Source organism: Stenotrophomonas sp. GD04024, assembly GCF_029837545.1.
Lineage (GTDB): Bacteria > Pseudomonadota > Gammaproteobacteria > Xanthomonadales > Xanthomonadaceae > Stenotrophomonas > Stenotrophomonas forensis.
The window spans coordinates 16,705-27,474 of record NZ_JAOEDV010000061.1 but is presented as its reverse complement, the minus strand read 5'-3'; the positions used below and the strand labels follow the sequence as shown (position 1 = coordinate 27,474).

Annotated in this window: 13 protein-coding genes; 5 read left to right on the top strand and 8 right to left on the bottom strand. The window is 63.5% G+C overall.

Features of this window, described 5'->3' with window-relative positions; all coding sequences use genetic code 11:
- Positions 1-253: hypothetical protein (locus N7590_RS16650; RefSeq protein ID WP_279935737.1), on the bottom strand; the 253-nt coding region annotated here is incomplete at its 3' end.
- Positions 254-343: 90 nt separating this feature from the next.
- Between N7590_RS16650 and N7590_RS16645 the strand changes: the two genes are divergently transcribed.
- Complete coding sequence (locus N7590_RS16645) at positions 344-760, top strand: hypothetical protein (protein ID WP_164242705.1); 417 nt, start codon at positions 344-346, stop codon at positions 758-760.
- Positions 761-837: 77 nt separating this feature from the next.
- A complete protein-coding gene (locus N7590_RS16640; RefSeq protein ID WP_164242934.1) occupies positions 838-1,680 on the top strand; it encodes an MnmC family methyltransferase in 843 nt (280 codons plus the stop codon).
- Between the two features lie 3 nt (positions 1,681-1,683).
- On the opposite strand, the gene N7590_RS16635 is transcribed toward N7590_RS16640, so the two are convergent.
- Entirely contained in the window at positions 1,684-2,652 is a 969-nt protein-coding gene (locus tag N7590_RS16635; protein WP_164242933.1) for a polysaccharide deacetylase family protein, read from the bottom strand.
- 41 nt (positions 2,653-2,693) lie between these two features.
- Positions 2,694-3,344 carry a hypothetical protein gene (locus N7590_RS16630; RefSeq protein ID WP_204275160.1) on the bottom strand — a complete coding sequence of 217 codons (651 nt, stop codon included), beginning with the start codon at positions 3,342-3,344 and terminating at the stop codon, positions 2,694-2,696.
- A 133-nt stretch (positions 3,345-3,477) separates the two neighbouring features.
- On the opposite strand from N7590_RS16630, the gene N7590_RS16625 reads away from it, so the two are divergent.
- Positions 3,478-4,158: a hypothetical protein gene (locus N7590_RS16625; protein WP_164242931.1), complete on the top strand. Its 681-nt coding sequence runs from the start codon at positions 3,478-3,480 to the stop codon at positions 4,156-4,158.
- 27 nt (positions 4,159-4,185) lie between these two features.
- Here the strand turns inward: N7590_RS16625 and N7590_RS16620 are convergent, their stop codons facing one another.
- The gene (locus N7590_RS16620; RefSeq protein WP_187299790.1) at positions 4,186-4,359 is read right to left on the bottom strand and encodes a hypothetical protein; all 174 of its coding nucleotides are present in this window, start codon (positions 4,357-4,359) and stop codon (positions 4,186-4,188) included.
- Positions 4,360-4,368: 9 nt separating this feature from the next.
- Entirely contained in the window at positions 4,369-5,181 is an 813-nt protein-coding gene (locus tag N7590_RS16615) for an alpha/beta hydrolase (protein ID WP_164242930.1), read from the bottom strand.
- Between the two features lie 220 nt (positions 5,182-5,401).
- On the opposite strand from N7590_RS16615, the gene N7590_RS16610 reads away from it, so the two are divergent.
- Positions 5,402-5,881 (top strand): DUF4440 domain-containing protein, encoded by a 480-nt coding sequence (locus tag N7590_RS16610; RefSeq protein WP_164242929.1) that lies wholly within the window; start codon positions 5,402-5,404, stop codon positions 5,879-5,881.
- 79 nt (positions 5,882-5,960) lie between these two features.
- Here the strand turns inward: N7590_RS16610 and N7590_RS16605 are convergent, their stop codons facing one another.
- From N7590_RS16605 to N7590_RS16595, 3 genes are read right to left on the bottom strand one after another with little or no spacing between them, the layout of a single operon-like run.
- The gene (locus tag N7590_RS16605) at positions 5,961-6,629 is read right to left on the bottom strand and encodes a GAD-like domain-containing protein (protein WP_239544570.1); all 669 of its coding nucleotides are present in this window, start codon (positions 6,627-6,629) and stop codon (positions 5,961-5,963) included.
- A gap of 12 nt (positions 6,630-6,641) precedes the next feature.
- Positions 6,642-7,325, bottom strand: a complete 684-nt coding sequence (locus N7590_RS16600; RefSeq protein ID WP_164242927.1) for a GAD-like domain-containing protein — start codon at positions 7,323-7,325, stop codon at positions 6,642-6,644.
- Positions 7,322-9,175: a PAAR domain-containing protein gene (locus tag N7590_RS16595; RefSeq protein WP_164242926.1), complete on the bottom strand. Its 1,854-nt coding sequence runs from the start codon at positions 9,173-9,175 to the stop codon at positions 7,322-7,324. The genes N7590_RS16600 and N7590_RS16595 overlap by 4 nt, the downstream gene beginning before the upstream one ends.
- Before the next feature lie 468 nt (positions 9,176-9,643).
- Here N7590_RS16595 and N7590_RS16590 point away from each other — a divergent pair, with 468 nt between their 5' ends.
- Positions 9,644-10,753 (top strand): hypothetical protein, encoded by a 1,110-nt coding sequence (locus N7590_RS16590; protein ID WP_279935735.1) that lies wholly within the window; start codon positions 9,644-9,646, stop codon positions 10,751-10,753.
- Positions 10,754-10,770: the final 17 nt, after the last annotated feature.

Below are 10,770 nucleotides of genomic sequence, written 5' to 3'. Positions count from 1 at the left end.
TCAGCAGCGGCAGCGCGCTCACGACCGCACCGGCAATGCCGATCCACGGCCAACGCTCGCCGCGCACGCGCGATGCCACGGCAAAGCCGGCACCCACCAGCGCCGCACCCAGCACCGCCACGCCCATCCCCGCGGCCAGTCCATTGCCGCCGGCCGCCACCGCCGCCTGTGCGGCCACTGTGCCCGCGCCCCAGCCGACCACCATGCCCAGCCAACTGGCCACGCCGCACCACGGTGCCTTGCCCTGCGCCATCCGAAAACCCCTCTTCTCTTGCCGAATTCCTGTACGGGCCGTGCCCGCGTGCTGCCTACACTAGCCGCACCCGCCCCGTAGGGACATCCCATGCGCACGCTCCGCCTGCTGCTGCCCGGTGCCCTCCTGCTGCTCACCGCCTGTAGCGGTGATGCCGGGCTTCCCTTCTCCGCCGACCCGTTGCAGGGCTGTTTCGCCACCAGCGCGCGCAAGCCCGCCGACTTCCGCATCGAGAAGGAAGGGGGCCAGTACTTCGTCTCCTTCAACCGCGACGGCCAGTGGCAGCGCGAGCCGAATGCCCTGCACAAGGCCAGCAACAGCGAGATCAGCCGCTACTTCCGCGATGACGCCGCGCAGATCGACAGCGCGCTGATCCGCATGGCCGGGGGCTTCGGCCTCTTCCATTTCAACAAGGGCGCCACGCTGAAGGGCAAGGCGAGCGACAGCGACTACATGGCGCTGATGCTGATCGGCGCCGGGCCGGTGTATGCGGTGAAGTGCGATTGAGCGGGGGAGCCGAGCACGGCTCGGCACTACAACAGCTGCGGTACCATGCCCTCCCCCGAACCGCCCCGGTACCCGCCGTGCCCCACTACACCGGCCCCCTGCTGACCCGCGACAGCGCCGACACCCTGCGCCGTGCCCATGACAAGGGCGCTGGCGACTGGCAGGGCTCGCTCGATCTCGGCCGCAGCCAGGACACCGTGGCACTGGATGCGGACGGCTTCCACTTCCGCGGCCAGGCCTACCCGTGGCCGGGCAAGCTGAAGGACCGCACGCTGTACTACTGGGATGGCGAGGAGTTCGCGCCGATCTCGCGCTACAGCGGCTCGCTGATCAAGCTGGTGCCCACCGAGTGGGGCGCGCCCACCTTCGAGATCGACGGCATCAAAATGCTGCCGACCTCCAAGTTGTCGCCGTTCGAGGACGCACGCCGCAAGGTCGAGCTGGTCGCGCCGGCCGGCAAGGTCATCCTCGATACCTGCGGCGGCCTCGGCTACTTCGCCGCCTGCGCGCTGGAGGCCGGCGTCGGCCAGATCCGTTCGTTCGAGAAGAACGCCGACGTGATGTGGCTGCGTACGCTCAACCCGTGGTCGCCGGACCCGGACTCGGCCGCCGCCGGGGGCCGCCTGCAGTTCAGCCACGGCGACGTCTCGCAGCAGATCGAGCAGGTGGCCAGCAACAGCGTCGACGCGATCCTGCACGACCCGCCGCGTTTCGGCATTGCCGGCGAGCTGTACTCCCAGGTGTTCTATGACCACCTCGCCCGCGTCATCCGCAAGGGCGGCCGCCTGTTCCACTACACCGGTGCGCCGAACAAGCTGACCAGCGGCCGAGATGTGCCGCGCGAAGTGGCCAAGCGGCTGGAAAAGGCCGGTTTCAAGGCCGAGCTGGCGCTGGACGGCGTACTGGCCGTCAAGCGCTGAGCCTTACTCCGAATCCACCTTCGCCAACGTCATCACCCACTTCGGCACCACCGGCTCCCCAGCGTAGAAGTCCTTCGGCTTTTTCTCCGCCATCGCCCAGCGGTGCAGCCAGCTGGGGCCATAGCGGCCGTTGTAGCCTTCGGCGCCACGCGCGTAAGCCGGGTCGCGCATCGCTTCGTCCAGCGACACGAAGCGATAGCCACGCCGCTTGGTCGCCGCCACCAGTTCGGCAAACGTGGCCGCGTTGAGCTCGTTGGCGTGCATCAGCCACACCTGCGGCAGCGCATAGCCCAGCAGTGCCTGCGACTGCTGTTCGTAGTAGTCCAGCTTGTTCAGCATGTACGGCACATAGCCCTTACGCAGTTGCGCCAGCGTGGCCTCGCGCGCCGGTGAATCGGGCTGCTCATTCATCACGTTGGCATAGGCGAACGCCCATACCCACTCGCCGTTGTCGACCGTCACCGGCGCCACGCGATAGCCGTGCTGCTTGAAGAACGCGTCCATCTGCACGCGCTCTTCCGCGTTACGCCCGGCGCGCAGGTAGGGGTGGCGCATCCACTGCGGCACCTGCCCACGCTCGGCCAGCAGCGGCCGCAGCACCGTCTCCCCACGCAGGAAATCCTGCTGGAACGCCGCCACGCCCTTGGCGTTCAGGTCCATGTGCGAATACGTGTGGTTGCCCAGCACATAGCCCGCGTCCAGCCAGTCGCGCAGCATCTGCACGCGCGCAGGCTGCACCTGCCCGTCCACTTCCAGCTTGTTCTCGTTGACGAAGCCCACCACCGGCACATCCGCCTGGCGCAGCTGCGCCATCAACGCGGCATGTCGCGACTGCAGGTCCGCCGGCACGATCTCGTCCACCCGCGCCCAGGGCAGGTCATCGATGGTCACCGCAATGCGACGATCCACCTCGGCCGCCTGCACCGCCAGCGACAGCAACATCAACGGCAGGGCTCGCAACAACGCACGCATCAGCACTTCCTTGTCGGGGCAATGCGTGGACTGTAACGCGATCAGGCAGGCGTCCGCATACCCTTGGCCGCCGCACGCCACAACACGATGCTGGCCACCATCGCGGCCACCAGCAGCGATACCGCCATCATCGCCAGATCATCCGGATTGCGCTGCAACGGGGCGTACTCGCGGGTGAGCACGTGCAGCACCACCTGCTGGGCCTGTGCCAACGGCACCCGGCCCTGCTCGGTCAGGTCCACCAGGCAGGCCGCCGGCGACAGTCTTGCCACGCTGCTCCACGCATCCTCGTACTGGTGCAGCGTCCACCCTGCCAACGCCAGCACGCCCACATGCAGCGCCACCAGCGCCCGGCGCAGCCTGCCCAGGCGGTACTGTTGGGGCATGGCACGCAGCGCACAGACCGTTGCCGCGCCGAGAAGCGCCAGCAGCGTGCCCACCAGCGGAATCCAGCGCAGTGGTTGCCAATCATCCAGCGCTTCGGCGCGCGCCAGCAGTTGCTCGGCCACGCGCAGGCGCGCTACCGGATCGGGACCACCGCAGCCGTCCACCACCGGCACCAGCAGCAGATCCACGCGGGAGTGGAAGTAGCCGGCCCCCAGGCCAAGCGACAGCAGCGCCACCAGCTGCAACAGAAACACCATCACCCCCGGTCCGAACAGGCGGCCGAGGCGGGAAACAGCAGAGCGCATCGATTCATCCATGACAACAACGCGCCATGCTATCCAGCCGCACCACCGCTGTCGGCTGGCAGATACGACAACAGCTGGCGCCTATCGGTAGGATGTCGATTGAAGTGGACGCATATGTGAGGACGTGCACAGGATGGTGACGTTGTACCTGGTGGTGCGAACACTGCTGCCACTGCTGGCATTCGCACTGGCGGCGTGGGGGGTGTCACGCCTGATCAAGGCACGCGTTGCCCGCCTGCCGCCGGTTCCGCTGAACCTGCCTGCGCACAGCAACAGCCCGCGCAAGAAGGACCGACGCCTGTACGCACGTGCACTGCGTCGTCGGCCAAGCCTGCGCACCGCAACCCGCCCCGCCAGCGCACCGCGCAGCTGGCATCTGCTGGGCGTGACGGTGGCGATCGCTGCGCTGGCGGCCACGGTGCTGGCCATGCCCGACGGCGCACGCTTCCAGGTGATGGTCGAGCTCGTGCGTGGCTACCCGGTCACGCTGGCTGAAGTCCGCGTTCCGGCGGCGGCACAGGCCGTGGTGCTGCAGCGATGGCGACCCTCGCTTGCGCCGCTGGCGCGCCCGGTAACGATGCGCTATCCGATCGGCCGCTTCGGCGGCGACCATGAAGCGCACGCCCTGCTACCCGTGCAGATCCGCCACCTTGACGATCGATTGCAGGTGGCCCTTCCTGCCGCCGTGGATGCGGTGGCATTGCAGGCCGAGCTGGCACAGCGGGCGGGCCTGCCAGCCGGTGCGGTTTCGATGCGCCAGGCGCAGGTAGCGCCCTGGATGGACGCCGGCTGGGAACCGCTGGGCGACCCGTAGAGCCGAGCCCGCGCTCGACTGCCAGGCTTACACCTCGCGCGGCAGTTTGGCGGCCCACATATTGTCGACCAGATTCGGATACGGGCGCCCATTCTCCTCCGCCCGCTGCCGCGCCGCCTCTTTCTGGGCAGGCGACAGCGGCTGGGATTTCTGGCCCTTAGGGTTGGGCTTCTTCCACGGCGGGGTTTCGGTCTTGCGCATGGTGCCAGCTTACTTCTTCAGGAAGTTCAGCAGCGCCAGATTGAAGTGATCGGCATGGCTGGTGTTGCAGCCGTGCGGCGCACCCTCCAGGATCACCACCTCACTGCCCGCAATGGCCCGGTGCGTACGCTGGCCCGAGCCTTCGAACGGCACGATGGCGTCGCTGTCGCCGTGCAGAATCAACGTCGGCACGGTGATCTTCTTCAGGTCGTCGCGGAAGTCGGTGGTGGCAAAGGACTGCATGCAGCCCAGCGCGGCCGTCTGATCGGACTGGTGGCACAGCGCGATCGCCGCCTGGCGCTGCTCCTCCGTCACCATCAGCTTGCCATCGGCGCTGAAGAAGTCGCGGGTGAAGCCATCGAAGAAGCTCTCGCGGTCCTTCTCCAGCCCGCTGCGCATCTCGTCGGCCTTGTCCTGGGTCAGCGGGCCGTCCGGGTTGTCGTCACTCTTCAGCAGGTAGGGCGGCACGGCGGCGGCGAACACTACGCTGTGCAAGCGGTCTTCACCATGGTTGGCCACATAGCGCGCCACCTCACCACCGCCCATCGAGAAGCCGACCAGCGTGACATCGCGCAGATCGCGTTCTTCAATCAGCGCGGCCAGGTCCGCCGCCAACGTGTCGTAGTCGTAGCCGTCGGCAGGCTTCTCGGAGCGCCCGAAGCCGCGACGGTCGTAGCTGATCACCCGGTACTGGGCATCGCGCAGGATCGACACCTGCGTCTTCCAGGCATCGGCTGACAGCGGCCAGCCATGGATCAGGATGACCGGGCGGCCATCGCCGCCGGTGTCTTCAACGTGCAGGCGGATGCGGGAGGCAGGCATGGGGGCTCCTGTGGAAGGGAAGAGTTGCAGGCTAGAACCCCGCCCCTATGCCGCCCGTGAGGGAATCGCGGCGCGCTGTGACACGGCGTGCACAGGCTGAAGGGACGCCCGCCCCGCCAGATTCCCGCTTCATCGCGTCCAGCGCCGGTTTCGTCGCAACACGGCGGCAGAGTACGGTGGACCGTGCCAGCCTGCGCGGACCACTTCCGGGAGATTCGCCATGCTGCTGCTCACCCTTCCCCTGCTGGCCGCCGGCCTCGCCGCTGCCCCGACCGCGCCCGACAGCCTGCGCGAACAGATCCGCCAGGCCGATACGCAGCTGTTCGCCGCCGCGTTCGACGCCTGCGACGCCGACAAGGCCGCGTCGATGACCACCGAGGACATGGAGTTCTTCCATGACAAGGCCGGCAAGTCCGCCAGCAACCGCGACGACTTCCGCCGCAGCGTGGCCGCCCTGTGCGAGAGCAACCGCGCCAACCACATCCATCTGCGGCGTGAGCTGGTGGAAAGCTCGCTGCAGGTATTTCCGCTGCACGACGAGCGGGCGCTGGAGATCGGCGACCACCGCTTCCACGAGCGCGATGCGAAGGGTGTGGAGCGTTGGACCGGCCAGGCGCGTTTCGTCCAGGTCTGGCGGCGGGTGGAGGGGCAGTGGCAGGTGGAACGGGTGATCAGTTACGACCATCGGCCGGCGGATTGAGGGAGCGCGGCGTCATGTAGAGCCGAGCCTACGCTCGGCTGCGGTTCGGTGGATGGATTAGCCGTCCTGACCCGCTGGTTCACAGCCCTCGCTTCTTGGCCTCAGCCACGATGTCGGCCATGACCCGGCGTTCTCCCAGCTGGGCGAGGAACAACAGGTGTTCGGTGGCGTTGACCTTCTGCAGATGATCGAGGCGGCATGGACCACCGAGTGCAAGCGCCGGGACGAAGCCATACATCTCGTCATGGTTCAGTGGGCCCAGCAGTTTCACGGCGCGGTCAAAGAGGGGGATGCCCTTGTCATCGGCCTCATTCGGATAGTCGACACTCATCCCGGACAGCCACGTTGAAATCAGAGAATCTGCCTTCCCTTCCCTCATCCATCGGGATTTGTCGGTGGGAAAGAGCATTGCCCAAGCGCAATTTATGGTCAGGCTACGCCCGGTACTGGTTCCCCACAGGGTCAAGTTTCCGAAAGCGCTTCGGCCAATGACGTAGTAGTGATCTTTCCCATAGAACTCTGTTCCATAGAGCCATGCATTGAGGGCTTCGGCGTAGTCATCCGGATCAGTTATCCAGAAGATGCCTTTCCCGTAACCAGCAAAGCCGTACGCCCGCCAGTATTCCAGTAGCCTGTCTGGGACCTTCCCCCGGTAGTGCTCCAACTTCGATTGCGGCACCTGTCTTTTCTCAACGGCGGGTCCAAAGCCCTTGTCTGAGTAGAAGTACTCAAAGTGCTTGTCGAGCATCTCGATCACCGGCTACTTCCAAAGCCCACGATCTTTGGCCTCCTTCACGATGTCCCCCATCACTCTGCGCTCTCCAAGCTGGGCCAGGAACATCAAGTGCTCGACAGCCTTGACCTTTTTAAGATGGTTGAGACGGCATGCCCCGCCCAAGGCGAGTGCTGGGACGAAGCCATACATCTCGTCGCACGCCAGCGGACCCAGCAGCTTCTCTGCTCTGTCGAAAAGGGGCTGGTTCCTCTCGTCGGTTTGATCCTGGCGGGACCGCTTCATCATTGCTATCCACGATGCCACCAGGAAGTCCGCTCCTCGCTCACTCATCCAGCGTGAGTTGTCGCTCGGGAAGATCATTGCCCATTTGCAGTCAATGGTCAGCCTGAGTCCTGTTCTTGCCCCCAGCACTTCCATATCACCGAAAGCACTTCGACCAATGACGTAGTAGTCGTCTTTTCCATAGAACTCGGTCCCGTACAGCCAGCTCTTCAGAACCTCGGAATAGTCATCAGGATCAGTCATCCAGAACAGTCCACGGCCGTAACCGGAAAAGCCATACGCTCTCCAGTACTCCAGTAGCCTCCCTGGCAGCTTTCCCTGGTAATGAGCCAGTTTCGATTGGGACACCGGCCGCGCGTCCACTGCTGGTCCGAAGCCTTCGTCCACGTAGAAGAGCTCGAACTCTTCGTCGACCATTTCGATCATCTGCATCGCTCCAGCCCGCCGTTCATTCTGGTTGAGCTTCTCTCGCCCACTGGCACCTGCCTTGCCGCTTCGTCCAACTCCTGAACCCGCGTAGTCTGATCCTTCCTGGCACGACTCCATTGCCGGCCAATGGTTTGATTGACCTCTCCATCGCCGAAATCATCAATTCTGTCCTTGCCACCTGCAATCAGATCAGGATTGTGAAGCGCATTTAGAACCCTCATCTGCTCATCGGCATGCTCCGCCGCCAGTCGCCTCGCTTCCCTTGCTGAGCGGTCCGGGGTGTTCAGTTCTCTGAACTTCTCTTCCTCAACCTTGCTTCTGTGCCTCTCCCTTGCGTCTTGAGCGGCCTTCTTGCCTCGGTTCTTCGGATCAAAAGCTCTTCTGCCAGCAAGGTACTCCTCCACACTCATATCGTTCAGCCCCTGCTCCTGCCCCTTCAACTGCCGATCCATCTCCGGGTACTTCGATGCTGGCAGCTTCTGCGGACTGAAGCACGGCAGCTGCTTCCGCGGCATGCGCCTGGGTAGCCGTGGCGTCTCCACATTCCGGTGGCCATCGGGCGTGCGGTTGCCATCGGCCTGCCGGCGCTTGCGGTGCTTCAGCGCCTTGGCCAATCCCTTGAACGCGTCCTCCACATCCTCCATCAGGTGCAGCAGTCGCGAGCCGATTCGGGTGGCTGTTCGCCCGGCCTTGGCGGCCGCGTAGCCAAACCCCGCCGCGCCCCCCAGCTCCACCGTCACCGCGGCCAGCAGGATGGAGACCACTACATCCATCATGATCTGCGCGCCGAAACGCGCCTGCAGATTCTCTTGTTCGTCCGGTGGCACCGCGTCCCACCAGGCCACGGCGAAGGCCGGTAGCAGCTGGGTGATGGCCGGATCTTCGATCAGCAGGTTGAACAGCTCCTTGGCTTCGCTGCCAGCCGCCATCACGGTGTCGCCCGCCGCGCGCATCGCGGCGATCTTGCGGTCCATGGCATCGCGGTCGCCGGTTAGCAGCAGGCGCGTCCATTCGCGTATCTCGCGGTCGGTCCTGTACATCAACACCGCCAAATCGACGGCGGTCTCGACCGTTCCCACCATGTAGTCCCAGGCCCCCTGCCCGGTGCCCAGCGCCTGGTTGCCGCGCTGCAGGCCCCAGCGCTTGAGCGCGCCTGCGTCGTCCCACTGCTGCCATGCCGTGGCCATGTCGCTACGGGTCTGCGCAACGATCGCGTCCAGCGCTGACTTGAGCTTCGCGCGCGCCGCGAGGATGGGCGCATCGTCGTCATCGCTCAGGTCAGGCTGAAACAGCAGCTGGAGCGTCTGCACCGGGCCAACAACAACGTCAGGGATGCGTGCGCGGCCTGCGTCATCCAACTGGCCGGTCACTACCCGATCGTCGGGCAGCATCACCTGGTAGCCCACGCCCCGTACCGGCGTGCGATCGAGATCACCGTAGTGGTAGTGCAGCAGGATGTCCTGCTTGCTGGGCGGCGCTACGTCAGGCTCATGCGCAGAGGTGCCCGAGGGTACGAATCCTGCTGACGGTGCGGCGTTGCCAGACGGTGGGGACGCCGCTTGCGGCCCAGTGCCTCCGCCTGCTTCCACGGTCACCGTGCTCTGGCGCGAGGCCAGCAGGCGGCAACCGCAGGCCAGCGAATCCCCGTGGCGGGCCAACGGCTGGCCATCAATCAGGAAGGTTTCATCGCCGGTGACGATGTCGAAGAAGCCACCGTGCTTCGGGCAACTGGCCTTGTCGCCCACGCGGGCGATGGCGATGTTGTTGATGAAGGTGCTGGGCGCACCGGTCAACACCTCGCCACCACCGGTAGTGCGGTCGCCGACCACGATCACGACCCGCTGCATGTGCGCTCCCTCGCTTGATCCTGGGGAGGGAGGCTAGTGAGGGGCTATGGGCGTTGGACAGGAAAAGGCGCTTTTTGCAAGTAGTCTTAGAAGACCCTCCACAAACGCACACACATGGCCTCTCAGTGCTCGCATCTGAGTGCGAAGAGTCGTGCTGATTGCGACATCAGAATTGGCAACATTGAAGAGCTGCCCTTCGCGCGCATAGCACATCTTAAGTCTGATCCACCCCTACCTCTGGAATGAAATGGCGACTTCCAGACTGGCAGCAAAGCTAAGGCTGATTAAACTCGCTTGTCACTGGAAGTTCACCATGCGTCACCTTGGTCAGTTGCTCGCATCTAGCCCTTCCGGCATCCGCGCAAGCGATCACTAACAATTTGCTTGTGTCGGCCGATCTAGTTGCAAGAGGCCGCCTCAGACGCAGCTTTGCGCGACCTACTCACTGCATGAACGAAGGGAATCACAATGACCGATACGCAACAATCATCCCCCAGCACTGAAGTTAACGTGGTCTTCAAATTATGGCTTCAACAGCTGGCAGACTCCTTCTCATGGGCAGAGAAGCACCCCGTAAAACTCGCTGCGGCCTCTATCGCCCTGCCAAGCCTAAGCCTTTTCTATTACCTACAAGCCGAACACATACCCCTCAGCATACTTTCCTCAGATGTAATTTCAGGATTGCCGTCGCTTTTGGTAATTATATGCGCCATCACCCTGATGTTATTTGCTCTTGCATTAATGCCACTCATGGTCATGTTCGAGGGAGCTGACACCTCGAGTGATGGAAGCCTACAGGTTCTGAAACGATCGTCCGAAGTAGGGCTGAATATATTTCAATGGCTCGGGACATTGATCTTGCCCGGAGCAATACTGGCAATCGCCGTGGTCCTGATGGCAAGCTACCCCGGGAACGACAAATGGGGCGTTCCAGTATCTATCGCCCTGGCCGGACTAGTGTTCTTCTTCGTAACACTCTTCTTCGATGGGAACAAGAAGAAGCGCCACTGGCTTGACCGCACGTGGTCTGCCATTACCTCAAATCTTGTCCAGATGATGTTTGCACTTTCTGTTATGAAGGGTGCAATGGAATACTTTCGTGAAATCGAAAAATCTTGGGTGATTCTTGGACTACTTCTCTTTGTGATGGTAATGGCGGCATTGGTGCAAGTATTCGCCGTGAGGCTCATCGAGCTGGGCAGCAAGGATGGGAAGATCGTAGCGCGAGCGTTCCACGCAAGTTTGATCATCATCACCACGATATGCATTTTCCCCACCACTGGCGGCTGGCTTGCCGGAAAGGTCATTTCTAGCAGCGGCTCAGGCGGCATGTCGTGCTCGCGCCTGATTGTCACGGGAGAAAAATCAGATTTCGCCGAAGTAATCGACTGGCGCGACAAGACTCGGCCTATCACGAAGGAACTTGGCATTCGGGCCGCCACTTCCTCCATGTACTACGTGAGACTAAAAAGTGATGCCAAAGGGATTGCAACGATTCCTGTCGACCGTGTCGCCAATTTCGTAGAGTGTAGTTCAGCGAGCGAAGCTTCCAAAGCGTCATCGCCCCCGGGCGCTTGACTCGGTCAGGCTCCCCC

Bases quoted from the DNA above. Each gene is read 5' to 3' on its own strand.
- N7590_RS16645 (WP_164242705.1), top strand. From the start codon at position 344: ATGCGCACGCTCCGCCTGCTGCTGCCCGGTGCCCTCCTGCTGCTCACC.
- N7590_RS16635 (WP_164242933.1), bottom strand. From the start codon at position 2,652: ATGCGTGCGTTGTTGCGAGCCCTGCCGTTGATGTTGCTGTCGCTGGCG.
- N7590_RS16630 (WP_204275160.1), bottom strand. From the start codon at position 3,344: ATGCGCTCTGCTGTTTCCCGCCTCGGCCGCCTGTTCGGACCGGGGGTG.
- N7590_RS16625 (WP_164242931.1), top strand. From the start codon at position 3,478: ATGGTGACGTTGTACCTGGTGGTGCGAACACTGCTGCCACTGCTGGCA.
- N7590_RS16620 (WP_187299790.1), bottom strand. From the start codon at position 4,359: ATGCGCAAGACCGAAACCCCGCCGTGGAAGAAGCCCAACCCTAAGGGC.
- N7590_RS16615 (WP_164242930.1), bottom strand. From the start codon at position 5,181: ATGCCTGCCTCCCGCATCCGCCTGCACGTTGAAGACACCGGCGGCGAT.
- N7590_RS16610 (WP_164242929.1), top strand. From the start codon at position 5,402: ATGCTGCTGCTCACCCTTCCCCTGCTGGCCGCCGGCCTCGCCGCTGCC.
- N7590_RS16605 (WP_239544570.1), bottom strand. From the start codon at position 6,629: ATGCTCGACAAGCACTTTGAGTACTTCTACTCAGACAAGGGCTTTGGA.
- N7590_RS16600 (WP_164242927.1), bottom strand. From the start codon at position 7,325: ATGATCGAAATGGTCGACGAAGAGTTCGAGCTCTTCTACGTGGACGAA.
- N7590_RS16595 (WP_164242926.1), bottom strand. From the start codon at position 9,175: ATGCAGCGGGTCGTGATCGTGGTCGGCGACCGCACTACCGGTGGTGGC.
- N7590_RS16590 (WP_279935735.1), top strand. From the start codon at position 9,644: ATGACCGATACGCAACAATCATCCCCCAGCACTGAAGTTAACGTGGTC.